Raw genomic sequence first — 25,731 nt, 5'->3', positions numbered from 1 at the left:
AGATGTTTATACGAGACCGGGGGCCGCGGCCCGCCCGTCGCCGCCTCCTCGGCGCCCCTCCGACGGGCGGAACTTTCTGGCTCAGGAACCCGAGGGCTCATCAAAGCCGATTGCATACTTTATGCTTCGGGTGGGCGCTGGTCTTCGGTGTCCACCCGTAGCCGCGGTCGCGGCGCGTGTCCACTCTCTCGGGACCCATGCCCGCCCGGGACCATCGTCTCGCCGACCGGGTGTGGCCCCTCGTCCTCCAGGAGTGCGGATGGTCGAGTTCAACCCCTACGACCTCGCGACCTACCGGAACCCGTATCCGGTCTACCGGGTGTTACGGGACGAGGCGCCCGTCTTCCACAACCCCGAGCTGAAGTTCTGGGCGCTGTCCCGGCACGCGGACGTCCTGGCCGCTCACAACGACTGGGAGACCTACTCCAGCGCCGGCGGTGTCACGATCGAGGGCCGCGAGGCCGGCTCGCCAATGATCATCCTCAGGGACCCGCCGGAGCACCGCTGGCACCGAAAGATCGTCAGCAAGGTGTTCTCGCCGAGGCGGATGCTGGCCCTCGAGCCGTACATCCGCCGCCGCGCCGCCGAGCTCCTCGACCGCTTCCGCGACGTCGACGAGTTCGACGTCGTCCGGAACTTCTCGGTCCTGCTGCCGCTGGACGTGATCAGTGAGCTCCTCGGCATCCCCGAGGAGTACCGGGCCACCATCAACGAGTGCAGCGACCGCATGCTCGCCCGCGGCGAGGGCGTCGACGAGGAGGCGGAGTTCATCGCCGCCAACGTGGAGATCATCAACATCTACCTGTCGCTGGCGGCCGAGCGGCGCAAGAACCCGACGGACGACCCGATCAGCCTGCTGATCCAGACGGAGGTGCTCGACGACGAGGACGGCTCGACCCGGGCGCTGCCGGACGACGAGATCGCCTTCCGCTTCCTCGAGCTGGGCACCGCGGGCCACGAGACCGTCGCCAAGGCCATCCCGAACGGGCTGATGGCGCTGACGCGGTTCCCCGAACAGCGCCGCCTGCTGCTGGCGGACCCCTCCCTGTACGACCGGGCCGCCGGCGAGACGCTGCGTTACGACGCGCCGTCCCAGCTGCAGGGCCGGACCGCCACCCGGGACATCGAGCTGCACGGCGTCACGATCCCGGCCGGCGACCGGGTCATGTTGATCACCGGCTCGGCGCTGCGCGACGAGCGGGTCTACGCCGACCCGGACACGTTCGACCTGAACCGGCGGGACGAGCCGTCGACGCTGTTCTTCGGCTTCGGCATCCACCGCTGCCTGGGCGCCCACCTGGCCCGCCTGGAGACCAGGATCGCCCTGGAGGAGATCCTCAACCGCTTCCCCGACTTCGTGGCCGACCCCGACCGCGCGGTCATGAAGGTCTCCTCCAACGTGCGGGGCGCCGCCAACCTCCCCCTCGTCACCAAGGGTGCCGCCATCGCGGCGGCGTAGACCTACCGGGTACGTACCTCCCCAGCGGCGGGCATCGCCCATGTCGCGGAAGCGGCCTCAGGATCCGAGAGCGGATCCTGAGGCCGCTTGGCCCGCGCGCCGGCGCCCGCCCCCGAGTGAGCGCCGCGGTGCCGAAAGCCCGCCGCCTGGATGGGTGCTCGCCACCTCGTCCACTGGCTTTCCGTGGGAACCGCCCGCCCGCGCGGACGGCGTTTCCCGCGCCGAGTCCATGCGTCGGCTTACGGACGGCCTGCCACCCGGCTGAGATTGGTGGAGCCCAGGGATTACCCTTCCCTGGGCCCCGGGGGATGGTCACCTTGCGCACGCCAGTCCGTGTCGTTGACGGGTCTGGTCAGTCTCACGTGGTCGCGCTCTTCCTATTGAGCCAGCGGCGCAGGTGGAGCGCCGCGCGGGGCTTGAACCCGCAACCTCGACCTGTAAGGCCAGCCGTCGGCCGGGCCGGCGATGTGACCGGTGTTGAGTTGTGGAGCGAGAGACTAAGAGTCATGACCGGCTGCCTCTGCCCTTGGGCTACCCCGGCGGGCTGAGCCGAGGGAGGGATTCGAACCCTCACTGTCACCGATCTTTGTGATCTTGAGTAAGAGTCTCAGCTTTCGCGCCCCCCTGGGGGACGCATCCCGCCGCTCCAGACGGGAACTCGTGGGGCGGTCGGCTCCAAGGGCGCTTGCGCGCCCCTCGCCGCTCCGCCGTCGGGCGCTGGCGCGCCCGACCGGACCTGACGGATGGTCGATCTTCGCTCTCGGGCTGGCGCTGGTCACGGGTTGAGATCATGGTCACGTCGTCTCCCATGATCAGTGAAAGGTGAGAGCCCGCCGGCCGTGGGCCGACGGGCGGCAGCCTATCGGGCGAACAGGTAGTCGAAGACCAGCTTGCCGTAGGCCTGGTCGGTCACGTCGAACTGGTTGGCGGCCTCGCGGGCGACCTTGACGGCCTCTCCGAGCGCGATGACCCGGTCGAGCAGCTGACCGCGCCGCTCGGCCGGCAGCGCGCCGGAGAACTTCACCGTCGACCAGTCGCCGACCGGCTCGTCGACGGTGAACACCTCGGTCTGCGCCGGATGGTGCTCGGTGGCCTCGTACTTGACGAGCACCTTCGGCACCTTGCGGGACCGCACGGTCTTCGTCGTCGGCGTGCGGTAGACGCCGGCCGCCGAGTCCCACGACCAGTCCTCGGCCGGGTCGAGCACCGGCAGCTTCGCCAGGAAGGACTGCAGGTCGGCGAGCTGCTTCTCCAGGAAGAGCAGGTAGGCCACCGGGACGTCGCGCAGCAGCGTCTCACCGTCGACGACGACGTCCGCCCGCGCCGAGCCGTTCGCGATGTCCTTCGTGGCGACGACGTCGAACAGCCGGGTCAGGACGGCGGACACCCGCGCGAGCACCTCTTCGACCCGGACCTGGACCTTGGTGCCCTCGGGCGGCAGCGGGTCGCCGTCCTCGTCGCGCGGCTGGTACGTCCGGGAGATGCCGGCGAGCAGCGCGTCCTTCTGCGTCGACGCGCGCAGCTCCTCCAGCTCGCGGCTGGCGCGGGCCTTGACGCCCTTTTCGAGCGCGATGATCTGGTTCAGCTTGGTCACGGCGGTACTCCCTTGTGCCTCGGCCCCCCGTGCCGTGGACCCGCCCCGTCCGGTACTGGCGGGCGACGGTCCCACCTTCGGGTTGATCAGCGAGCCGGTGCCGACTTTACCGCCAGCCGGACGAAAGGGATGAATGGTTTTCGGCGCCTCGCGCGGGGCCGGCGGAACACCGGTTTGGTCCGTCCGGATCTCGGTAGGTTGGGGCGCGTGCGGCTGGAGGAGCAGAACGGGCAGACGCCGGCGCCGCGCGAGGCGCCGAAGGAGCCAGCGGACGGCGAGGACCGCCGCCGGCCGCTCCTGGCACGCCTGGCGCGCGCGGAACGGGCGGCGGGCACCGGCCGGGGTCGGCTGGCGCGGGTGGCGCTGGCCGTTCTCGTCACGCTCTGCTGGCTGCCGCTCGTCGTGATCCTGACGGCGCGTTCCACCGTGCTGAGCGCGGACTTCTACACCGACGGCCTCGACGACGTCCACGCCTACGACCGCGTCTACACCGAGGTCCTGCCCGACCCGGCCGTCGACAGCCTGCTCGCCGGCCTGCCGGTCGACCGCACCCTCGTCACCGCGAACCTGCGCGCCGTGCTGCCGCCGTCGACCATCGAGGGCCTTACCGACGAGCAGATCGGCCGGATCGTCGACTACCTGCGCGGCGACGCGGACGACGTCCAGCTCAGCGTGGACATGCGGCCGCTGTTCGCCAGCATCTCGGGCCTGGCCAACCGTTACCTGGCGGGCGAGCTCGGTGAGGGCGTCACCTACCAGGCGTCGTCGGTCTCCCAGTTCACCGACGACCTGCTGGGGGCTCTCGACGACATGGCCGCCGGCCGGCCGCCGACGTCGCTGCCGGTGATGGAGCTGAGCGCCCAGCAGGTCGACATCGTGCTGCGGGCGGTGCTCGACCGGTTCGACGAGCCGACCCGGGCGAGGCTCGCCGAGCCCGCGCGGGCGCTGCTGCGCCAGGGCGACATCGCCGGGGCGCTGGCGCTGCTCGGCCCGCCGCTGTTCCAGGGTGACGACCAGGCCATCGAACAGATCCGCGGCAGCCTGGTGAACGGCACCGTGCTCGACCTCGGGGTCTCGCTGTCGGATCTGCGTGACAAGCCGACCATCCGGGCGATCGACCGACTGCACGACGTCTCGAAGCAGCTTCCCTGGATAGCCGCCGCCTGCGGGCTGGCGATGGCCGGCGGACTCGTGGGCGTCGCCGCCCTGGCCCGTCGCGGCGGCCGCTCACCGGTGCGCGCCGTCGGGTACGCGGCGCTCGCCGCGGGGCTGACCACGTTCGCGTTCGGCGTGGCGCTGCGCCTGGCCCTGCCGAACCCGCTCGACGCCCTGGACTCGCCCGGCTCGAAACTGCCACCCGGCGCCGCGGCGGTGCTCACCGACTTCGGCGACCACGCCTACCGGGGGATCGAGGGCGACTTCCTGTGGCTCTCGACCTGGATGACGGTCGTCGGCCTCGTCCTCGCCGGGGCGTCGCTGCTGGTCGCGGCGTCGCGGCGGCTCGAGCGGCACGCCCGCTGGCGCCGGCTCGTGGCCACCTCCGTCGTCGTCGTCCCGGCCCTCGTCCTGGTCACCTGGGCCGCGTTCCCCGGCGCGGCGGCCGACTCCCGGGTGGTGTGCCAGGGGTCGGCGCGGCTGTGCGACCGGCACTACGACGAGGTCACCCACGCGGCCAGCCACAACGCGATGGCCAACAGCGAGGATCTCTTCCTCGGTTCGGCGCAGGACCCGTCGATCGTCCACCAGCTCGACCTGGGCGTGCGCGGCCTGCTGCTCGACGTGCATCACTGGACGACGCCGGAACAGATCGCCCAGGCGTTCAAGGACCTCACCCCGTCGACGCGGGCGGCGCTGGAACCGCTGACCCGGGGGGCGCTGTCGGCCCGCCCGGGACTGTGGCTGTGCCACAACGTGTGCCAGCTCGGCGCGCTCGACTTCACCGGGCAGCTGCGGACGCTCGACGGCTGGCTGGACCGCAACCCGACCGAGGTCGTCACGCTGATCCTGCAGGACGAGGTTCCGGCGGCCGAGATCGAGGGCGCGTTCGCGCAGGCCGGGCTCGCCGACGAGCTGTTCACGCCGCCGGACGACCCGGACGGCGACTGGCCGACGCTGCGGGAGATGATCGACTCGGGGCGGCGGCTGGTGGTGTTCACCGAGCGCCAGGACACCCCGGGCGGCTTCCTGCGGTCGTTCTACCGGTACGGCTCGGAGACCCCGTTCGACGCCCAGGACCCGAGCGACCTCGCGGGCTGCGCGCTGGGGCGCGGCTCGGTCGACGCGAAGCTCCTGCTGATGAACCACTGGCTGACCGCCGCCGCGCCGGACCGGCGGGCAGCCCTGGCCGGCAACGCCAGCCAGACGGTGGTCGGGCGGGCTCAGGTCTGCGAACGCGAACGCCGCCAGCCCACCTTCGTCGCGGTCGACTTCGTCAACATCGGCGACCTGCCGCGCGCCGTCGACGTCCTCAACGGCCTCGCCCCCTCCGACGGCGCCGCCCGGGGTTGATCTCGCGGGCTCGGGCATGGGCACGGGAGGTCCCGGGGAGCGCGCGGCGGCGGTCGGACGTTGTCCGGTCAGCGGCATTCGCCGGTGGGCGTCGGGAAAGGACCACGACGTCGCCGGCGGTGGCGAGCGAAGTCCATCTGGGCTGGCGCGGGCTGGCCTTAGGCTCTGGACCCGTCGGGGGCCGACGAGACGGCGGCCTGGGCGCCACGACCTGCCTGGCCGCGCGTGAGGGGAGCAGCGGTGGCTATCTGGAACCAGTTCCGCCAGTCGGCGCAGACGATGCAGAACCAGCTGCTCGCGAAGAAGAACGACCTGAAAAGCGGGGCGTTCCGGGACGCGAGCATGGCGATGTGCGCGCTCGTGGCGGCCGCCGACGGCGTCATTGATCCGGCGGAGCGCCAGCGGGTGGCGTCGCTCATCGCCACCAACCCGGTCCTCGCCAACTTTCCGTCCGACGACCTGCAACGCAGGTTCGACGACTACCTGAACAAGCTGCAGGCCGACTTCGCGTTCGGCAAGGTCGCCGTGCTCCAGGAGATCGGCAAGACGAAGAAGAAGCCGGGCGAGGCCCGCGCCGTGATCCAGATCGGCATCATCATCGGCGGCGCGGACGGGACCTTCGACAAGACCGAGCAGGCGGTCGTCCGCGAGGCCTGCTTCGCGGTCGGCCTCTCGCCTGAGGAGTTCGACCTCTGACCGTCGCGTGACCGCCCCGCCGGGGACGCGCTCCGGGCGGCGGGCCCCTGACCGACCGGGACGGTCGCCGTCCGGGCGCGCATTCGGCGCGGGCCGCTGACATGCGGTACTGGCATCGCGGTTGTCTGGTTGCCGACGCACAACGGCGGCCCCACCTTGCGGGGCGCCGGTTGGAGCTCGGGGTATCTTCCGGTATGTCCGAAGCGGCGGTGACCAACGGGTGGCCGCCGTCCGTCCACCAGCCAACGCGGACAGGTCGCGGAGTCCGCCGAGAGGCGGCCGACAGCACCATGCACCGTACGCTGATCGTCGCGGACAAGTTCCCGCCCGTCATGGGAGGCATCCAGACCTTCGCGTACTGCTTCGCCGCCACTCTGCCGGCGGACAAGGTGCTCGTCGTCGCCCCGCCGCATCCCGACGCGCCCAAGCTGGACGCGGACGCGCCTTTCGAGATCATTCGGCACCGCGCCGCCAACCTCCGCCTGCCCGGCGTCGGGCCGGCCATCAGTAAGATCGCGCGCGCCGAGGGCTGCGCGGCGGCCTGGTTCCCCGCCGGAACGCCACGCGGGATGATCGCCCCGGCCCTGCGGCGCGCGGGCGTCGAATGGGTGGTGTCGTCGACGCACGGCCACGAGTACGGCTGGTCACATCTGCCCTACGGTTACTCGCTGGTACGGTCGGTGGCGGGCAAGGCTGACGTCGTCACGCACCTGACCGACGTGACACTGCGCCGGTTGCGCAAGGTCGCGCCAGCCGGTACGCGGTTCGAGCGGCTGACGGGCGGGGTCGACGTCGACCGGTTTCAGCCCGGCACCGGTGGGGCCGACATCCGACGCCGGCACGGTTGGGGCGGGCGACCTATCGTGGCGTGTGTCGCCCGTCTGGTCCCGCGCAAGGGCCAGGATGTCCTGATCAGGGGGCTCCCGTCGGTGTTGAGGAACCACCCGGACGCTCTGTTGGTCATCGTCGGCCGCGGCCGACACGAGCGCTGGCTTCGCCGGCTGGCGGCGACCGCCGGCGTCGAGCGGAATGTGGAGTTCGTCGGCGCCGTTACCGATGAGGAGCTGCCCGCCTATCTTGACGCCGCCGACGTGTTCGCGATGCCTTCACGTCCGGCCAAGCTCGGCCTGGACCTGGAGGGACTCGGACTGTCCGCGTTGGAAGCCGCCGCCGCCGGGGTGCCGGTGATCACCGGCGCGGCCGGGGGTGCCCCCGAGGTGGTCATCCCCGGTGAGACCGGCCTGGTCGTCGACGGCGCGAACGTCACCGCCGTCACCGGCGCCGTGAACGAGCTGCTGGCTGACCCGGACCGCGCGCGGCGCATGGGTGCAGCGGGGCGTGACTGGATGAGCTCCGCGTGGACCTGGGAGCACCTGGGTGGCCGGCTCGCGTCGCTGCTCGCCGGTCCGGCGGGCCAGGTCGGGTCCGCGGGCGCGGCGCGCGGGCCGTTCCCGTCCGTTCCGGTACCGGCGGACGAGCCGTCACTGGTGTCGTCCGCGCCGTCCGCCGGCTCGTCGCCGCCTGGGGCGGGGCCGGCACCCACAGAGCGGGCGCCTTAGCGATGACCGAGCCGATCTCCGCCATGACCGCCATGGCCGCGCCGACCACCGCCATGGCCGCGCCGACCACCGCCATGGCCGCGCCGACCACCGCCATGCTCGTGCCGACCACCGCCATGGCCGAGGAGGCCTCCCAGGCGCTCGAGGCCGAGCCCGAGTCCGCGCCGCCGGTCGCGAAGTCGCGCTGGTCCAAGCGCGTCATGACCGCGCTCAGCATCGTCATGCCGGCCTTCGGGGCCGTGTGGCTCGCGACGCACCACGACGAGTTGGGGGCCGCGTTCGAGGCGTGTAGACGGGCCGAAGGAAAGTGGCTGCTCGTCGCGGCCCTTGCCGCGTGCGCCACCTACGTCGCCGCCGCGGCGAGCATGAAGGGCTCGGTCGCCCACAAGCTGCCCTTTGGCCAGCTTGTCGCCGTCCAGATCGCCGGGATCCTGCCCAACACGCTGGCGCCGGCCGGTATGGGCGTCGCCGCCGTCCAGATGCGGTACCTGCTGCGGCGTGGCCTGTCGATGGCCGAGGCGGTGGCCTCCACCGCCGTGAACGCGACGGCGGGGGCGATTCCGCACGGCATCATGCTGGTCGTGCTGCTGCTCGCCGGGGCGGTCCCGCTGCCCCGGCTCGCCCTGGGGCCGATGCACCGCTACCTGCTGATCGCGCTCCCGGTGGCCGTCGCCGTCGTGGTCTGCGTGCCGAGGCTGCGGCAGCTGGCGCGCACGCTGGCGCGCCGGCTGGTCGAGCAGCGCGGCCTGCTGGTCGGCGCCGGCAGCACCAGGAGGGCCGCGCTGCTGTGGGGTGGCTCGATCGCCATCCCGATGCTGCACGCGGCCACCCTGTGCGCGGTGGCGGCCGCGCTGCACGCGCCGCTCGGCCCCGGAAAGATCATGGTGGTCTACCTGGTGGCGAGCGCGCTGGCGGCCGTCATCCCGTCCCCCGGCGGCTTCGGCGGCCTCGACGCCGCGCTCACCGCGCTGCTCACCACCGCCGGTGCCCCCACGACGACCGCGATCGCCGCCGTCCTCGGCTACCGGCTGCTCACCAACTGGCTCCCGCTGGCCCCGTCCGCCGCGGTCTGCGGCGTCCTCATCCGCGCCCGCGTCCTCTGACCACAGCGAGCGGGGCGCGCGCGTCGGCGAGGCTGCCCGGCCGGGGCGGGCGGGAGACGGGGCCGGCCCCGGACGGTCCCGTGAGCTGGGCATGTTTGTGAGCTGGGCACAAGGCGCGCGAACGGCGCGGGCCGGAGGCTGTGGGGCGTGAACGGACTCGACGCGCTGCTGACGGCCGGTGCCGGGCTGCTGGCCGGCGCCGTCAACGCGGTCGCCGGCGGCGGCACGCTGATCGCCTTCCCCGCGTTGCTCGCCGCGGGCCTTCCGGCCATCACCGCCAACATCACCTCGTCGACCGGCCTGGTCACCGGCTATCTCGGCGGGGCGCTGGGCTACCGGCGCGAGCTGGCCGGGCAGGCGGCCCGGCTGCGCGCCCTCGGCCCGCCCGCGGTCCTCGGCGGGATCGTCGGCGCGATCGTCCTGCTGATCACTCCTTCGGACGGTTTCGACCTCGCGGTGCCGTTCCTTGTCCTGGTGGCCTGCGCGCTGCTGGCCGCTCAGTCGAAGCTGTCCGGTGTCGTGGCCCGCCGCCGGGCCGCCAGGACCGCGACGGCGCCCTCGGCCGCGACTGCGACCCCGGCCGTGGCGGGTGCCTCGGCCGCCGGGCCGGCGCCGGCGACGGGGGAGCGGCCTGGCGCCGTGGCGACGGCGAGCGCCCAGGCAGCGGCGGCCGGTCCGGCCGCCGCGGCGCCGTCGGCGGTGACCTGGCCCACCCGGATCGGGGTCTTCGTCGCCGGCGCGTACGGCTCCTACTTCGGCGCCGGGCTCGGCGTGCTGCTGCTCGGCGTGCTCGGGATCCTGCTCGTCGACGACCTGCAGCGGACCAATGCCCTCAAGACCCTGCTGTCGTTCATCGTGAACCTGGTCGGCGTGCTCGTCTTCCTGGCGAGCGCCGAGGTCGCCTGGGCCTACGCCGGCATCCTCGTCGTCGCCTCGGCCACCGGCGGCGTCCTCGGCGCCCGCGTCGCCCGCCGTCTGCCCGCCAGGGCGCTGCGCGTCGGCGTCATCACCCTCGGCGTCGCCGTCGCCGTCATCCTGTTCATCCGCAACCTCTGATCCATCCGCGACCTCCGATTCGACCGCGACCTCTGCCCCAGCCCTTCCAGCGGCCTGCCGCTGGTCAGCGGGTGGGTTCGGGCGTGGTGAGGGGTCCACGGTGGGGTGGGCCGGCGGCGTCGAGGGCCTCGGTCTCGTCCTCGGTGAACAGGCGGGAGCGGGTGAGGAAGCGGTAGCCCTCGGGCGCCTCGAGGCTGAAGCCGCCGCCGCGGCCCGGAACGAGATCGATCGTGAGCCGGGTGTGCGACCAGTACGCGAACTGGGCGCCGCCGATGTAGACCGGGACGGTCACGCCGGCCGGCCCGTCGCCCGCCTGCCTTCCCCTGGCCGGCGCGGGCTCGGCCCGGCCGACCGGGCGGTCCGGGTCGGCCCAGGCCGTTGGGTCGGCGAGGCTCGCGGGGTCGTCGAGATCGAGAACGCCGAGCAGCACGTCCTCGTCGCCGACCAGGAACTCCCCGCGCGGGTAGCACATAGGCGACGATCCGTCGCAGCACCCGCCCGACTGGTGGATCATCAACGGGCCGTGCGCCGCCGTGAGCGACCGCAGCATCGCGACCGCCGCGGGCGTCGCGTCGACCCGCCGGACCTGTCCCATGACGCGCTCCTTCTCGTCGCTCTCCCTGCCTCCGTCGCCTTCGCTGTCCGTCGCGTTCGCTGTCCGTCGCGTTCGCCGCCCGGCCCACGGTGACCCGCCCGCACCCGCGCCCGGGACGCGGCCGGTGGTACCCGGAGCCGGCCGGGGTCCGTGTCCGCCGGCCGGCTCCGGGAGCCCTGGGCCGCCTGCCCGCGGCGCCGGGCCGTCCGCCGGCTAGAAGAACCCCATCGCCTTCGGCGAGTAGGAGACCAGCAGGTTCTTGGTCTGCTGGTAGTGGTCGAGCATCGCCCGGTGGTTCTCCCGGCCGATCCCGGACTGCTTGTAGCCACCGAACGCGGCGTGCGCCGGGTAGAGGTGGTAGCAGTTCGTCCAGACGCGGCCCGCCTTGATGTCGCGGCCGGCGCGGTAGGCGGTGTTCTGGTCGCGGGTCCACACCCCAGCGCCCAGGCCGTAGAGCGTGTCATTGGCGATCTTGATCGCGTCGGCGTAGTCGTCGAACGCCGTCACCGCCACCACCGGCCCGAAGATCTCCTCCTGGAAGATCCGCATCGCGTTGTCGCCGGAGAAGATCGTCGGCTGGACGTAGTAGCCGCCGGCCAGGTCGCCGCCGAGCTCGGCGCGCTCGCCGCCGAGCACCACCCTGGCGCCTTCCTTCCTGCCGATGTCGATGTAGGAGAGGATCTTCTCGAGCTGGTCGGTGCTGGCCTGCGCGCCGATCATGGTCTCGCTGTCGAGCGGGTTGCCCTGGCGGACCGCCTTCGAGCGGATCGCGGCCGCGTCGAGGAAGTCGTCGTGGATCGAGCGCTGGATCAGCGCCCGGCTCGGGCAGGTGCAGACCTCGCCCTGGTTCAGGGCGAACATCGTGAAGCCCTCGAGCGCCTTGTCGTGGAAGTCGTCCTCGGCGGCGGCGACGTCCGCGAAGAAGATGTTCGGGCTCTTGCCGCCGAGCTCCAGCGTCACCGGGATCAGGTTCTGGCTGGCGTACTGCATGATCAGTCGCCCGGTGGTCGTCTCGCCGGTAAAGGCGATCTTGGCGATCCGCGACGAGGACGCCAGCGGCTTGCCGGCCTCCACCCCGAAGCCCTGGACGATGTTGAGGACGCCCGGGGGGATCAGATCCCTGATCAGGTCCCAGAGGACGTTGATGGACGCAGGCGTCTGCTCGGCCGGCTTGAGGACGACGGCGTTGCCGGCGGCGAGGGCCGGCGCGAGCTTCCAGACCGCCATGAGGATCGGGAAGTTCCACGGGATGATCTGACCGACGACGCCGAGCGGCTCGTGGAAGTGGTACGCGACCGTGTCCGCGTCGAGCTCGGACAGCGACCCCTCCTGCGCGCGGATCGCGCCGGCGAAGTAGCGGAAGTGGTCGATCGCGAGCGGGATGTCGGCGGCGAGCGTCTCGCGGATGGGCTTGCCGTTGTCCCAGGTCTCCGCGACGGCCAGCTTCTCGAGATTGGCCTCCATCCGGTCGGCGATCCGGTTGAGGACCAGCGCGCGTTCGGCGACCGAGGCGCGGCCCCAGGCGGGCGCGGCGGCGTGCGCGGCGTCCAGGGCGAGCTCGACGTCCTCGGCGGTCGAGCGGGCGACCTCGCAGAACGTCTCGCCCGTGACCGGGGTCGGGTTCTCGAAGTACTGGCCGCGCACCGGCGGCGTGTACTCGCCGCCGATGATGTTGTCGTAGCGCGACACGTAGCTGACGGCGGATCCGGGCTGGCCCGGACGGGCAAAGACGGTCATCGCGCGTCCTCCGTGTGGAAGAGATCATCCAGCGGCCGCAGGTTAGCTCGCGCGACGTTGCAATCCCGTTGCGCTGTGTCCCTGCTGACCGTTGCGTAGCGCTCCCGCCGACAAGGCGGCGGCACATCCCCGTTCTGGGCGGTTCCGGCAGGACACCGCGCGGCGTAGTGTGACCCTCGTCATAGGTCTCTCGGTGGGGCTGTCGGCCTGGACACCTGGCGACGCGACCGCGGCCGATGACCGGCCGAGAGTCCGCGCGGGAGACGACCTCCCCTCGAGAGACGGGGATCGGGCGTGACGGATGACCTGGGATGCCTGGTCCAGCTGGCGCGTGACGCGGTGGCGGCCGGCGACGACCTGCCGGCCGGCGTCGCGCGGGTGCTCGGGCGGGAGGTCCGGCGGGCCGTCGTCGACTCGTGGACGCGGTCACGCTCGTTCGGCGTCGACCCTGAGCACAACACCCCGCCGGTCCGGCTCGCCGGCGACGGCCTGGCCGCCGCCCGCGCCGCGCACCCGCTCGCGGGCGTGCTGCCGCTGATCCGCGGCCTGCTCGTCGACCAGATCGCCGCCGACGGAATGATCGTCGCCGTCAGCGACGCGGGCGGCACCCTGCTGTGGGTCGAGGGCGACCGCGCGGTGCGCGGGCGGGCCGAGGACATGGGGTTCACCGCCGGCGCGGCCTGGGACGAGGCGCACGCCGGCACGAACGCGCCGGGCCTCGCGCTCGCGATCGACGGCCGGGCCCGGGTGGCGGCGGCCGAGCACTGGGTGCGCACCGTGCGGCCGTGGAGCTGCTCCGCGAGCGCGGTCCACGACCCCGCCGACGGCCGGCTGCTCGGCGCTCTCGACGTGACCGGCGACAGCCGCGCCGCCGAGCCGGCCGTGCTCGCGCTGATCTCCGCGACCGTCGCGGCCGCCGAGCGCGAGCTGCTGATCCGGCGCCTGCGCGAGCCGGGCCGTGACCGTCCCCAGCGGCCCGCGGGCCATCGCGGGCCCCCGCGGTCCCACGACAGCCGGACCCGCGGCGACGACGGCCAGGGCGGGGCGCGGGGCGCGGGCAGCCGGATCCGGCTCGAGGTCGCCAGCGCCGACGCCCCGGCACTGGTCCGCGCGGGCAGGCGGCTGGCGATCACGCCGCGGCACGCGGAGCTGCTGTTGCTCCTCGCGGAGCATCCCGACGGCCTGACCGCCGACGAGCTCGCGGCCGTGATCGACGAGCGGGCGCTGGACCCCGTGACCGTGCGCGCCGAGATGTCCCGCCTGCGCCGGGCCGTCGGCGCCGGGCTGGTCGGCTCCCGGCCCTACCGGGTCGTCGGCCCGCTCGAGACCGACGTCGCCGAGCTGCGCCGCCTGCTCGCCGCCGGCGACCACGCGGGCGTCCTCGACCGGTGGGGCGGCCAGCTGCTGCCGCGCTCCGCCGCGCCGGGCGTCGCCATGCTGCGCGACCGGCTGCGCGCCGAGGTGCGCGCGGGGCTGCTGCGCCGCCGTGACCCGCGCCTGCTGCTGCGCTGGGCGGACAGCGCCGCCGGCGAGGACGACGTCGGCCTCTGGGAGGCCTGCCTGCGGCTGCTGCCCCCCGGCCCTGACCGGGACCGCGCGGCCGCCCGCCTCACGCTCCTGCACCGCGAGCTGTCGGCCCGCTAGCGGCGCGCCGGGCCTTTCCGGACGCGTGGGGAATCTGGTCGGACCTCGCGTGCCGCCGGCCCCGGGCCTGTCCTATGACGGCGGACACGATCCTGGGCTCTCCCGGGGAGGCGGGGCGCGTGGTAGGTGTGGCGGATGGGAATCGTCTCGCCTGGCTTCCAGGGGCGGCGCCGGAGCGGCTCGAAGCTGCCGCCGGGCCAGTACGAGGAAGAGGACTTCCCGGTGCTGTCCGCCGGGCCGACGCCGCGCGTCCCGCTGGACCGATGGCGGTTCATCATCACGACCGAGACGGGTGAGCGGTACGGCTGGAGCTGGGACGAGTTCCAGGCGCTGCCGCAGGAGACGCCGAAGGTCGACATCCACTGCGTCACCCGCTGGTCGAAGTTCGACACCGACTGGCAGGGCGTCTCGCTGGACGTCCTGTTCGCCGACGTCGAGACGACCGCCGATTACGCGATGGTGCAGTCCTACGACGGTTACACCACGAATCTGCCGTTGGAGGACCTGCTCGACGGCCAGGCCTGGATCGCGCACAAGTACGCCGGCGAGGATCTGGATTCCGAGCACGGCGGTCCGGCCCGTCTCCTCGTCCCGCACCTGTACTTCTGGAAGTCCGCGAAGTGGGTCCGCGGTATCCAGCTCATGCTCGAGGACTCCCCGGGGTTCTGGGAGGCCGCCGGCTACCACGACCGCGGCGATCCCTGGCTCGAGCAGCGCTACCAGGGCGACTGAGGAGCAGGGCGACTGAGGAGCAGGGCGACTGAGGACAGGGCGGCCGAGGATCGGGACGACTGGGGAGCAAGGGGCATCCATGGCCGGAACGGCCCGGGTCGCGGCCCGAATGGCCTGGCGGGTGGGCCGTCTCGTCGAGATCGTCGACGAGACGGCGACCGCCCGCACGCTCGTGCTCGACGTGCCCGGCTGGCCGGGGCACCTCGCCGGCCAGCGGGTCGACGTCCGGCTGACCGCCGAGGACGGCTACCGCGCCTCGCGCGCCTACTCCCTCGCCGCGCCCGCGGCCGGCGACCGGGTTGAGATCACCGTCCAGCGCGTGCCGGACGGCGAGGTTTCGCCGTATCTGACCGAGGTCTTCACGGTGGGGGACCCGGTCGAACTACGCGGGCCGATCGGCGGCTGGTTCGTCTGGCAACCGGACGGACCGGCCGAGCCCGTGCTCCTCGTCGCGGGTGGTTCCGGGATCGTCCCGCTGATGGCGATGATTCGCGCTCGCCGCGCGGCGCGCAGCCGGGTCCCGTTCCGGCTGGTCTACTCGCTGCGCGGCCCCGATGAGGCGTACTACGCATCCGAGCTGCGCGGCCGCGGCCGCGGCCCCGGTGACGGCGGCCTCGACGTCGCGTACGTCTACACCCGGTCCGTCCCGGAAGGCTGGCGGGCAGCACCCCGGCGGATCACCGCCGGTGATCTGGCGGCGTCCGGCTGGCCCGCCGACCTCGGCCCCACCTGCTATGTCTGCGGCCCCACCGGCTTCGTGGAGACCGTCGCCAACCTGCTCGTCACCCAGGGCCACGATCCGTCCCGCGTCCGCACCGAACGCTTCGGTCCCACCGGCCGCTGAGACCGGCCGCTGAGTCCGGCCCTGACACCGGCATGAGCCAGCCGAGCATCGAGTTTCGCTCCTGCCCTGGCGCAGGGTGCCCGTGAAACCGCCCTGAGGCCGCCGTGAAACCGGCGGCTCGCAGAGTCGTTCGAGAGGGCGGCCACCGGCGCCGGCCCGGAAGGAGCAACTCGATGACGCTCGCTGTTCATGCGCGCGGCCTGGTCAAGGTGTTCGGCGATGTCCGAGCCGTCAACGGCGTCGACCTCGACATCGGCGAGGGCGAGATCTTCGGCGTGCTCGGACCGAACGGCGCCGGCAAGACGACGATGCTGAAGATGCTGGCGACCCTGCTGGCGATCGACGAGGGCGAGGCGGCCGTCTTCGGCGTCGACGTCCGCCGCGAGCCGCACCGGGTGCGCCAGCTGATCGGCGTCACCGGCCAGTACGCCTCGGTCGACGAGAACCTCACCGCGGCCGAGAACCTCTGGCTGTTCGGCCGGCTGCAGGGCCTGGGCCGCCGCCAGGCCCGCGCCACCGCCGCCGAGCTGCTCGAGCAGTTCGGCCTCACCGACGCGGCGAACAAGCGGATCTCGCAGTTCTCCGGCGGCATGCGGCGCCGGCTCGACCTGGCCGCGAGCCTCATCACCCGCCCGCCGCTGATCTTCCTCGACGAGCCGACCACCGGCCTCGACCCGCGCACCCGCGGGCAGATGTGGGACACGATCCGCGGCCTGGTCGCCAGCGGGTGCACCGTCCTGCTCACCACGCAGTACCTCGACGAGGCCGACCAACTGGCCGACCGGATCGTGGTGATCGACCATGGCCGCAAGGTCGCCCAGGGCACGCCTGACGAGCTGAAGAACTCGGTGGGCGACCTGACGCTGCACCTGCGGCTCGCGGCGGGAGCCGACCTCTCCCTCGCCGGCGACGTGGTGCGCCGCCAGCTTGGCGGGGAGCCCGTCCTCACCCCCGAGTCCGGGCAGCTGAACGTGCCGCTCGCGTCGGCCGACCACGTCGCCGACGTGCTGATCGGCCTGCGTCAGGCGGGTGTGGCGCTGGCCTCGGTGAGTGTCGACAAGCCCACGCTCGACGAGGTCTTCCTCGCGCTCACCGGCCACGACGCCGGCGAGACCGAGCGGCCCGACCCGCGTCCGCAAGCGATCCCCGCGCAGGCTCCCGAGAAGGTGACCCGATGAGCACGATCACGATCGACGCCTGGGCCGCGGTGGCCCGCACCCAGGCCCGCCCGAGCGCCGCGGACACGTTCCGCCAGACGTTGGCGATGGCCTGGCGGGCCACCAAGAAGATGCGCCGCAACCCGGAGCAGTTCTTCGACGTGACCCTGCAGCCCATCCTGTTCACGGTGATGTTCGCCTACATCTTCGGCGGGGCGATCTCTGGTGACGTGAAGAGCTATCTGCCGCTGATGATCCCCGGCATCCTCGCGCAGACCGTGCTGACCTGCTCGATGGCCACCGGCACCCAGCTCCGTGAGGACATGGACAAGGGCGTCTTCGACCGGTTCCGGTCGCTCCCGATGGCCCGGATCTCGCCACTGGCGGGCCCGATGGTCGCCGACCTGCTCCGCTACACCATCGCGGCGACGATCACCTTCCTCATGGGCATCGCGATCGGCTACCGCCCGGGCGGCGGCGTTCTCGGTGTGCTCGGCGCGATCCTGCTGGCGGTCGTCACCGGGTGGTCGCTGGCCTGGGTGTTCACCTGCCTCGGCACGGTCGCGCGCAGCGCCCAGAGCGTCCAGGGCATCTCGATGCTGATCATGTTCCCGCTGACGTTCCTGTCGAACGCGTTCGTGCCCGTCGACACCCTGCCGGGCTGGCTGGCCGCGTTCGTCCGGGTCAACCCGGTGTCGCACCTGGTCTCCGCCGACCGGGACCTGGCCAACCACGCGGAGCTGACCGCGCAGGTCGGCTGGACGCTCGTCGCCTGCGCCGCCGTGATCGCGATCTTCGCGCCGCTGTCGGTGCGTCTCTACAAGCGGCACCTGTGAGCCGAACCCGCCCGATCCCGGGGGCCTCGCCGAGCCGGCAGGGCCTCCGGGAGCCGGCGCGGCGACGGACTGAACTCGCCGACGGGGTGAACCGGACGACGGAGTGAACCCGGGACTGGCGCGGGCGGCTCAGCCGAGCTGGTCGACGACGCGGCGCGCCTCGTCGACCAGCTCGGGCCCGCGCGCCTCGCCGTACTCCGCGCGGATCGCGGCGATCCGGCCGGGTGCCCGCTCCTCGGCGCGGAGCGCGATCCGCTCCCAGGACATCGTCGGGACCATGCGGTTGTAGGCGAACCGCTCGGCGAGCACCAGCAGCCGGACCGCGTCCGCCGCGGGCATCGCCGACCGCAGCAGCCCCCAGGCGCCGAGGGCGAACAGCGCCATGCCGCACACCGGATAGTCGAGGTGCGGCCGGCCCGGCTCCAGGGCGCACGACGTCCGGACGCGGCAGGCCCGGAACAGCTCCGCCCCTTCGGCGGCCTCGGCCTCGCCGGTCGCGTGGTAGGCGAGCGCGGCCAGCAGGCCCGCGTCGCCGAACAGCGTCCAGGGCTCCACGCCGGTCGTCACGTGGCCGGGGATGCACAGGGCGTGCATGCGCGCCGCCGAGGTCCGGTACGCCGCGAGCCCGGCGGCCGGGTCTCCCCGCGCCAGCGCGAGCTCCCCGACCCCGATCCCATGCGCGAACACGCCGCCGAACAGGCCGTCGGGCTCCTTCAGCGTGGCCACCTGGTCGAGCCGGTCCGCGGCCTCGTCGAGGCGTCCGGCGGCCAGCGCGCTCAGTGCCAGGAGCGAGTGGAGCTGGATCAGGTCGTCGAGCGCGCCGAGGCGGTCGAGCACCGGTATCGCCGCGTGGGCGTGCGGCACGGCCGCGGCCGGATTGCCCTGCTGCATGTGGAGCCCGGCCAGATGGGCCCGCAGCAGCGCCGCCTGCCACGGCCCGTCGGTCGGCGGCCCCATCAGGGCCAGCGCCCGCTCGGCCGCGTCGATCGCCTCGGCGGGGTCGCCGACGTTCTCGAGCAGATGGCTCTTCCACTGCAGGGCCGCCGTCGCCACGCACGGGTCCGCCGAGCCGGCCAGCGCGTCCAGCCGGTCCCGCAGCCGCTGACCTGGTACCGGCTCCCGGGCGGGCGAGGTCTCCTGCGTGAGCAGGAGCACCCTGACCACGGCGTTGACCCGGCGGTCGCCGCCGCTGTCCGTCCCCAGCCGGACGAGCAGGTCGCGGATGGGACCGATGCTGTCCGCCGCCCCGATCATCGCGTTCTGCAGGACGACCGCGAGGGCGGCCCGGGTGCAGTCGGCGAGTTCCGGCGGCGGCTCCCAGCCCGACACCGCCTCACCGGTCGCGCCGGCCAGCGCGGCCACCCTGAGGTGCTCGCCCCTGACGGACCACAGCCCGCCCAGGCCGAACAGCAGCTGGACCGCGGCCCGAGGGTCGGCGGCGGCGAGCGCGCGGCGCAGCTCGTCCGCCAGATTGGTCTCCTCGGCGGCGAGCACGTCGATGGCCGTGAACTGGGCCGGGCTGAACAGCTGCTCCGCCGCGGCGCGGGCATAGCGGACCGCCCAGGCGAGCCGCGCCGCGTACGCCTGATCCTGTTCGCCTGACTCGCCAAGACGCAGGCGGCCGAACTCGCGCACCGTCTCCAGCATCCGGTAGCGCACGCCGGCGGTCGTCTCGACGACCGTCAGCAGCGACTGGTCCACCAGCGCCTGCACCGCGGAGAGCGCGTCCGGGCCGAGCACCACCTCGGCGGTGGCGAGGGTGGCGCCGTCCTGGAAGACCGACAGCCAGCGCAGCGCCCGGCGCTCGGGCTCCGCCAGCAGGTTCCACGACCAGTCGATGACGGCGAGCAGCGTGCGGTGCCGGTCGGGGGCGTTCCTGAGCCCACCGCGCAGCAGGGCGAACCGGTCCGCCAACCGGCGGCGGATCTCCTCGACGGACATCACCCGCGCCTTGACGGCCGCCAGCTCGATCGCCAGCGGGAGCCCGTCGAGGCGGGTCACGAGGTCGGCCACCGCCTCGTCAGGGAGCCGGACGTCGGGCCGCGCCGCGACGGCCCGCTGCCGGAACAGCTGGACGGCCGCCGCATGGCCGAGCACGTCGAGGGAGTAGACATGCTCGGCGCTGATCGCCAGCGGCGTCCGCGACGTGGTGACCACCCGCAGGTCGCCGGTGGTGGCCACCAGGAAGGCGACCAGGTCGGCCACCGCGTCGACGAGATGCTCGCAGTTGTCGAGGATCAGCAGGCTGGGCGCCGCGCCGAGCTGCTGGGCGATCCGCCCGCGCGCGTCGGCGCGCTGCTGGGGGGTCATCGTCCGGCGCCCGTGCACCGAGTCGCGGACCCCCAGCGCCGAACCGAGCTCGCCGATCAGGTCCTCCGGCGTCGTGACGCCCACCAGGCCCACGAAATGCACCACCGGGTGCTCGGCCGACCGGCCGAGCGCGTGCGCGAGCCGAGTCTTGCCCAGGCCGCCGGCGCCCACGATCGACACCACCCGGGAGGTGCTCAGCAGCGCGCGCAGGCGCCGCAGGTCATCGTCGCGCCCGACCAGCGGGGTCGTCTCGTGGTGCAGGCCCTCGCGCACCGGCCTGTCGAGGTGCAGCAGCTCCCGGTACACCCGGTCGACCGGATCGCCGGGGCTGGCCCCGAGCCGCTCGCGCAGCTCGGCCCGGTACCGCTCGTACCGGTCCAGCGCCGCGCTCGTGCCGCGCGCCGCCGCCTCGCTGCGCAGCAGGCAGGCCAGCACCGCCTCGTCCGACGGGTCCCGGCCCGCGGCCTCGGCCAGCGGCGGGAGGGCGGCGGCGTGCTCGCCGGCCAGGCTCAGCGCGCGGCCCAGCAGCCCGACGAGCTCGGCGCGGCGCGCCGCGGCGTCGCGGTGCAGCCCCGCCAGCGGGCGGTCGTCCCCGTCGGGCGGCGCCACCAGCGCCTCGGTGAGCGCCAGTGCCTCGGTCGCCGCGTCGCGCGCCTCGGCGAGATCACCGGTCGCGAGGCCGCGGCGCGCCCGCGCGGCCAGGTCACGCAGCCGGAAGGCGTCCACCTGGTCGGGCGGGACGCCAAGCCGGTAGCCCTGGCCATCCCAGACGACCGAGTCGGGCCCACACTGGGTGCGCGTCCGCGAGACCAGGACCTGCAGCGCCTTGCCGGCGTTGCCCGGGGACTCCTCGCCCCAGACCGCCTCGACGAGGCGTTCGCTCGCCATCACCTGACCGCCACCGGCGACCAGCGCGGCGAGCAGCGCCCGTGGGCGTTCGCCGACCACGGGCTGGCCGCGCCAGCACACCCGGTCGAGCACGGACAGGACGATCGCCACCCACCCAGGGTAGGGAGAAAGTGCCGTCCGGCGGCGACCACGTGCCGGTCGGCACCGACTGGCCGGCCGTGACGGCCGGTCGGCGGGCCGATCGTGACGGACGGGCGGGCGCGGTCAGCCGGCGTGGACGGGGGCCGCGGCCGGCTGGTCACACCGGATCACGTCGCCCTCCCTGCCGAGGCTCACCGTCAGGCCGTCGGCGTCCTCGGCGGTGAGCCTGGCCGCGAGCGCGTCGAGGTCGGCGTCGGTCCGGCCGGGGGAGTGGTGGATCAGCACCAGCGCCCGTACCCGGCACGCCCGCGCGAAGCGGATCGCGTCGTCGATCGTCGAGTGCCCGTAGGCGTCGGCCGCCGTCCGCTCGCCGAACCCGTTCGAGGCGTCGTGCAGCAGCAGGTCCGCGCCGTCCGCCAGCGCGAGCGCGGCCCTGGTCGGCCGGCCCGCGAGCGCGTGGTCCGGCAGGTAGGCGAGGCTCGCCCCGTCCGCGCTGACCCGGTAGCCGAAGGTGCGCCCGCCCTTGTGCGGGACCTCGGCCGCCGTGACCGTGAACCGCGGCGGAGCGGTGAGCCGGCCCGGGCGCGCGAGCCGGGTGTTCCAGTGGCCGCGCAGCCCGGAGATCTCGATCGGGAAGCTCGGCGGCGACATCGACCTGGCCAGCAGGCTGGCCGCGCCGCGCCCGCCCTGCGCCGGCACCCGCAGGTCGACGCGCGCGTCCGGCCGGTCCAGGCAACGCGTGAACGGCAGGCCCTGGGTGTGGTCCCAGTGCAGGTGCGTCAGCAGGATGGTGCCCTGGAACGGCGCCGGGCCGAGCAGTTCGTCGAGGTTGCGCAGCCCCGTCCCGGCGTCGAGCACCAGCGCCGGGGACGGCTCGCCCGCCGCGGTGAGGGCCACACAGGAGGTGTGACCACCGTAGCGGGCGAACCGCTCGCCGGGCGCCGGCGTCGATCCCCTGACTCCGAGCAGGTGCACGTTCACGCGGTCACCGACTCGCGGCGCGCCGCCGGGATCGCCGCCGGCCGGGGGCCGGTCCCGCCCGACGCGCCGTTCCCCTCCTCGCGGCGGTGCCCGCGGGCCAGCTCGGCCAGCGCCGCGAGGTCGACGGCGTCCCTGCCCGCCCTGGCGACCCGCACCGCGGTCAGGGCGGTCAGGGTCGCCGTGCGCAGGCCGCCCTCGAGCAGGGAGCGCTCGCCGACGATCGCGCCGGGCCCGACCTCGGCGATCCGCGCGCCGTCGACGTCGACCCCGAGCACCCCGTCGAGGAGCAGGAACAGCGCGTCACCCGGCGTGCCCTGCCGGACCAGCTCGGTGCCGGCGGCCAGGTTGTCGACCTGGGGCCGCTGGCCGGCCCGCATGATCCGGTGGGACAGCTCCCGTTCGAGGGCCGTCTCGGCGGCGACCACCAGCGCCGGCGAGTCCTCGTCCCCCCAGGGGGTGTGCCGCCACGAGGGCTGCGAGGTCCAGCGTGCCCAGTCGGTGATGCCCGACTTGAGCACCAGGTGGCCGTCGGCGTCGTAGACCCAGTGCCGGGGGAAGGCGCTCGCGCCGACCAGGTCGTACTCGGCCCGCCCGTCGGCGAACAGGGTCAGCGACAGCGTCGACCAGGTGACCGGGCTCTGCAGCCGGAAGTACGGCGGCCGGGAGGTCTGCCGCGGCAGCGGCAGCGCCGTGCGGCCGCCGCCGGTCTGCGTGAACCGCACCCAGCCGTCCCCGACGACCGGCTCGGCCCGCAGGTCGGGCATGGCGACGCCGGCGAACGTCGCGCCGAGCCCGCCGAGGCGAACCGTGGTCGCCCCGGTCACCGCGCCGCCCGTGTAGCGGAACGCCAGCACCTCGCCGTCATCCCCGAAGGTCGCGGCGGCCGACAGCCGGTTGGCGAACCGGAACCGGTCCGCGCGGCGCAGCGCCTCGACGTCGTCGACCTGGGCCGGCAGCGGCTCGTCATAGTGGCTGACCCCCAGCGAGAAGGGCAGCTTTCCGAATCCCCGGATCGCCTCCGAAGGAATCCAGGACAACGACATGACACTCGACTCGACCACTCGCGTTCCCATCATGCCCTCCGAAAGGAATTGTGTGGCGGGCCTTTTCCGGAACTCCCGCCGACCGGCTGACACCGCCAGACGTTACGGACGCGGCAATGCGCCGCCGAGGGCGTCAACCGCTTGCTTCCCGGGTGGCAGCACCCCGCGAGTCGGGTGCTGCCAGCGCGGGCGGGCCACCCGCGGCCCACTGAGCTGGGAAAACCCGGCAAGGCGCCCACGGTGGCTGGGGTCAGGCGGCCGGCCGCCGCCATTCTGTGCGGCCACCCCCCGGGCCACCGGGTGCTAGCACGCCAGAAGAACCGTGCTGATCTCCTTGGCGCCGCGGGCCGAATCCGGCTGAATGTTCGACATGGAACCGATCACGGTGCTGCTCGCCGATGACAACCTCATCGCGCGGGAAGGTATTCGCGCCCTGCTGGCCATCGACCCGGCCGTGCGGGTCGTCGCGGTCGCGGCCGACCGTGACGAGCTGGTCCGGGCGGCGTTCGAGCTGCGACCGCAGGTCGTCGTGACCGACATCCGGATGCCGCCCACCTTCCAGGACGACGGGATCGCCGGCGCCAAGGAGGTCCGCCGCCGGCACCCGGGCACGGGGGTGGTGGTGCTGTCGCAGTTCGACGACCCCGAGTACGCGATCGCCCTGCTCGCCGACGGCGCCGCCGGGTTCGCCTACCTGCTCAAGGACCAGGTGGGCGACTCGGACCGGCTCTCGAGGGCCATCCGGGAGGTCGCGGCCGGCGGCTCCATGCTCGACCCGCAGATCGTCGCCACGATGCTCTCGCCGGTGACCCGGCGCGGGGAGCTGACGGCCGAGCAGGAGGAACTGCTCGCCGACGTGGCCGCCGGCCGGCCGGTGAAGGCGATCGCGGCCGCGCGTGGCGGCACCCCGGAGGCGGTGAACGGCGAGATCGAGGAGATCTTCCTGCGGCTGGCCGAGGGCGCGAGTGCCGGGCGGCGCGGCGCGCTGCGCCGGCTGCGGCTGCTGCACACCGCGCTGCTGCGCCGCGAGGAGCAGGGGGAGACGCTGTCCCGGCTGCTCCCGTCGGGGCTCGCCGAGAAGCTGCGCACCGACACCGGCGCCGCCACCGGGCGCACCGAGCGGCTCGACGTCACGGTGCTCATCTCGGACGTGCGCGGCTACTCCACGATCGCGGAGTACACCGACCCGGCGGTGCTGGCCGGCCAGCTCAACGCCCACCGCCGCGAGATGAACGCGGCGATCCTCGGCCACGGCGGGACGGTGATGCAGTACGTCGGCGACGCGGTGATGGCCGTGTTCGGCGCCCCGTTCGCGCGTCCCGACCACGCCCTGGCGGCCTGCCGCGCGGCGAGCGCGATGCACGACCGGCAGGCCAGCCTCGACAACGCCTGGGCCGGGGACGGCCTGGAACCGTTCGGGCTCGGCATCGGCGTGTGCAGCGGCCCGGTGGCCGCGGCCCTGCTCGGCAGCGAGGAACGGCTGGAATACACCCTGGTCGGCGACACGGTGAACCTCGCCCAGCGGTTGGGCGACCTCGCCCGGCCCGCCGGGATGACGGTTATCAGTGATGCCACCGCCGCCGCGCTGCGCGGGCATCGGGAGTTCGACGTCTGGGAGATGCCCGCGCGCACGGTCAAAGGTCGCACCACCCCGGTGCGCCCGTTTCAGCTGCGCCCGCCGGACCTCGGCGGGAGTTCCCTCGCCTCGGGGCCGACCGACTTTCCACGCTTGGTGGAATGCGCCCCGCCGGTCGATGCGCCCGTGGGAGATTCCCTGGTCGTGGGGACGGTGGACGCCCCGGCTGGGCTCGCCGTCAGGCCGGTCGTCGGGGCGGGCGCGAGGGTATCCGGCCGCGGCCGCCGGTGGTGGCCCGCCCGCGGCCGGAGCGATGTCCGAGCGCGCGATGAGTAGCCTGTCGCGGCCATTCCTCGTGCGGCTGTCAGCGGGCCGTCTCGCCGCGGCCAACGACACTCGGACGACGCGGTCGCACCCGAGGAACCGAGCTAACGGAAACCGCCGGCGGGTCGCCGGCGGAAAGGAATGCCGGCGCACGCCGGCCAGGGGAAGGAACTGACGTGACCAGTACGGACCTGCTCGGCGGCGCGGGTGGGCCGGAGCCCGGCGCCGGTACCGCCGCCGCTGTCGGCGGCGCCGTTCCCAGCACGCCCACCGCGGCCGATCTCGGGGGGGTCGCGGTGGGCGGCGGGGACGCGGCGCCGGTCGTACGGCTGCGGGGCGTGCGGCGCACCTTCGATGCCGATCTCGCGCCGGTGCGGGCGCTGCGCGGCGTCGACCTGGACATCGCGGCCGGCGAGTTCGTCGCCGTCACCGGCCCGTCCGGGTGCGGCAAGTCGACCCTGCTGAACGTGATCGCGGGCCTGGAAACCATCGACGACGGCACCGTCGACGTCGTCGGCGAGCGGATCAGCGAACGCGACCCCGACTGGCTCGCCCGGTTCCGGCGGCACCACGTCGGCATCGTCTTCCAGTTCTTCAACCTCATCGACGGCGTGTCCGCGCTGCAGAACATCGTCCTGCCGGCGTCGATCGGCGGGATGCGCCGGCGCGCCGCCGAGTCCAGGGCCCGGGACCTGCTCGACCTGCTGGGCCTGGCCGACCGTGCCGACCAGCTTCCGTCCATGCTGTCCGGTGGCCAGCGCCAGCGGCTGGCGATCGCGCGGGCGCTGGTCAACTCCCCGACGCTGCTGCTGGCGGACGAGCCGACCGGCGCGCTCGACAGCGAGGGCGGGCTGGAGATCCTCGAGCTGTTCCGCCGGCTGCACGCCGACGGCCAGACGATCATCGTGATCACCCACTCCGCGGACGTCGCGGCCGGCGCGCGGCGCGTCGTGCCGATGCGCGACGGCCGGATCGTCGACTGAGACC

At 73.7% G+C, this 25,731-nt stretch carries 19 protein-coding genes; 13 read left to right on the top strand and 6 right to left on the bottom strand.

Annotated elements, in window-relative coordinates; translation table 11 throughout:
* The first annotated feature begins 259 nt into the window (after positions 1–259).
* A complete protein-coding gene (locus tag I6A81_RS14765) occupies positions 260–1,459 on the top strand; it encodes a cytochrome P450 (RefSeq protein ID WP_203000606.1) in 1,200 nt (399 codons plus the stop codon).
* A gap of 859 nt (positions 1,460–2,318) precedes the next feature.
* On the opposite strand, the gene I6A81_RS14760 is transcribed toward I6A81_RS14765, so the two are convergent.
* The gene (locus I6A81_RS14760; protein WP_203000607.1) at positions 2,319–3,053 is read right to left on the bottom strand and encodes a DUF7873 family protein; all 735 of its coding nucleotides are present in this window, start codon (positions 3,051–3,053) and stop codon (positions 2,319–2,321) included.
* A 207-nt stretch (positions 3,054–3,260) separates the two neighbouring features.
* Between I6A81_RS14760 and I6A81_RS14755 the strand changes: the two genes are divergently transcribed.
* From I6A81_RS14755 to I6A81_RS14735, 5 genes are all read left to right on the top strand, one after another.
* Positions 3,261–5,561 carry a PI-PLC domain-containing protein gene (locus I6A81_RS14755; protein ID WP_307874670.1) on the top strand — a complete coding sequence of 767 codons (2,301 nt, stop codon included), beginning with the start codon at positions 3,261–3,263 and terminating at the stop codon, positions 5,559–5,561.
* 279 nt (positions 5,562–5,840) lie between these two features.
* On the top strand, positions 5,841–6,257 hold the full coding sequence (locus I6A81_RS14750; RefSeq protein WP_238428423.1) for a tellurite resistance TerB family protein: 417 nt from the start codon (positions 5,841–5,843) through the stop codon (positions 6,255–6,257).
* A gap of 290 nt (positions 6,258–6,547) precedes the next feature.
* A complete protein-coding gene (locus tag I6A81_RS14745) occupies positions 6,548–7,816 on the top strand; it encodes a glycosyltransferase family 4 protein (RefSeq protein ID WP_203000609.1) in 1,269 nt (422 codons plus the stop codon).
* A 23-nt stretch (positions 7,817–7,839) separates the two neighbouring features.
* Positions 7,840–8,919: a lysylphosphatidylglycerol synthase transmembrane domain-containing protein gene (locus tag I6A81_RS14740; RefSeq protein ID WP_203000610.1), complete on the top strand. Its 1,080-nt coding sequence runs from the start codon at positions 7,840–7,842 to the stop codon at positions 8,917–8,919.
* A gap of 147 nt (positions 8,920–9,066) precedes the next feature.
* Positions 9,067–9,975 (top strand): sulfite exporter TauE/SafE family protein, encoded by a 909-nt coding sequence (locus I6A81_RS14735; protein ID WP_203000611.1) that lies wholly within the window; start codon positions 9,067–9,069, stop codon positions 9,973–9,975.
* A 64-nt stretch (positions 9,976–10,039) separates the two neighbouring features.
* On the opposite strand, the gene I6A81_RS14730 is transcribed toward I6A81_RS14735, so the two are convergent.
* Together I6A81_RS14730 and adh are read right to left on the bottom strand one after the other, a co-directional pair.
* Positions 10,040–10,570, bottom strand: a complete 531-nt coding sequence (locus I6A81_RS14730; RefSeq protein WP_203000612.1) for a DUF779 domain-containing protein — start codon at positions 10,568–10,570, stop codon at positions 10,040–10,042.
* Between the two features lie 213 nt (positions 10,571–10,783).
* On the bottom strand, positions 10,784–12,307 hold the full coding sequence (gene adh, locus I6A81_RS14725; RefSeq protein WP_203000613.1) for an aldehyde dehydrogenase: 1,524 nt from the start codon (positions 12,305–12,307) through the stop codon (positions 10,784–10,786).
* A 294-nt stretch (positions 12,308–12,601) separates the two neighbouring features.
* Between adh and I6A81_RS14720 the strand changes: the two genes are divergently transcribed.
* The 5 genes from I6A81_RS14720 (at position 12,602) to I6A81_RS14700 (ending at position 17,520) form a co-directional block, all read left to right on the top strand.
* Positions 12,602–13,951 carry a sigma-54-dependent transcriptional regulator family protein gene (locus tag I6A81_RS14720; protein WP_203000614.1) on the top strand — a complete coding sequence of 450 codons (1,350 nt, stop codon included), beginning with the start codon at positions 12,602–12,604 and terminating at the stop codon, positions 13,949–13,951.
* Between the two features lie 135 nt (positions 13,952–14,086).
* The gene (locus tag I6A81_RS14715) at positions 14,087–14,683 is read left to right on the top strand and encodes a sulfite oxidase-like oxidoreductase (protein WP_203000615.1); all 597 of its coding nucleotides are present in this window, start codon (positions 14,087–14,089) and stop codon (positions 14,681–14,683) included.
* Between the two features lie 79 nt (positions 14,684–14,762).
* Positions 14,763–15,527 (top strand): ferredoxin reductase, encoded by a 765-nt coding sequence (locus I6A81_RS14710; protein WP_203000616.1) that lies wholly within the window; start codon positions 14,763–14,765, stop codon positions 15,525–15,527.
* Positions 15,528–15,700: 173 nt separating this feature from the next.
* Positions 15,701–16,705, top strand: a complete 1,005-nt coding sequence (locus I6A81_RS14705) for an ATP-binding cassette domain-containing protein (protein ID WP_203000617.1) — start codon at positions 15,701–15,703, stop codon at positions 16,703–16,705.
* Entirely contained in the window at positions 16,702–17,520 is an 819-nt protein-coding gene (locus I6A81_RS14700) for an ABC transporter permease (RefSeq protein ID WP_203000619.1), read from the top strand. Before I6A81_RS14705 ends, I6A81_RS14700 begins: the two co-directional genes overlap by 4 nt.
* Positions 17,521–17,649: 129 nt before the next feature.
* Here the strand turns inward: I6A81_RS14700 and I6A81_RS14695 are convergent, their stop codons facing one another.
* The 3 genes from I6A81_RS14695 to I6A81_RS14685 form a co-directional block, all read right to left on the bottom strand.
* Positions 17,650–20,829 carry a BTAD domain-containing putative transcriptional regulator gene (locus I6A81_RS14695; RefSeq protein ID WP_203000621.1) on the bottom strand — a complete coding sequence of 1,060 codons (3,180 nt, stop codon included), beginning with the start codon at positions 20,827–20,829 and terminating at the stop codon, positions 17,650–17,652.
* 114 nt (positions 20,830–20,943) lie between these two features.
* A complete protein-coding gene (locus I6A81_RS14690; RefSeq protein WP_203000623.1) occupies positions 20,944–21,801 on the bottom strand; it encodes an MBL fold metallo-hydrolase in 858 nt (285 codons plus the stop codon).
* Positions 21,798–22,844: a cyclic nucleotide-binding domain-containing protein gene (locus tag I6A81_RS14685; protein ID WP_203010209.1), complete on the bottom strand. Its 1,047-nt coding sequence runs from the start codon at positions 22,842–22,844 to the stop codon at positions 21,798–21,800. The genes I6A81_RS14690 and I6A81_RS14685 overlap by 4 nt, the downstream gene beginning before the upstream one ends.
* A gap of 370 nt (positions 22,845–23,214) precedes the next feature.
* On the opposite strand from I6A81_RS14685, the gene I6A81_RS14680 reads away from it, so the two are divergent.
* Together I6A81_RS14680 and I6A81_RS14675 are read left to right on the top strand one after the other, a co-directional pair.
* Complete coding sequence (locus I6A81_RS14680; protein WP_238428416.1) at positions 23,215–24,756, top strand: adenylate/guanylate cyclase domain-containing protein; 1,542 nt, start codon at positions 23,215–23,217, stop codon at positions 24,754–24,756.
* Between the two features lie 164 nt (positions 24,757–24,920).
* Positions 24,921–25,727 (top strand): ABC transporter ATP-binding protein, encoded by an 807-nt coding sequence (locus I6A81_RS14675; protein ID WP_203000628.1) that lies wholly within the window; start codon positions 24,921–24,923, stop codon positions 25,725–25,727.
* The last annotated feature ends 4 nt before the right edge of the window (positions 25,728–25,731 follow it).

Origin of the sequence: Frankia nepalensis, from assembly GCF_016786325.1 — a bacterium.
In the GTDB taxonomy this organism is placed as follows: Bacteria; Actinomycetota; Actinomycetes; order Frankiales; family Frankiaceae; genus Pseudofrankia; species Pseudofrankia nepalensis.
Note: the sequence above shows the minus strand (reverse complement) of the source record. Positions and strands in the feature narration are given on the sequence as shown.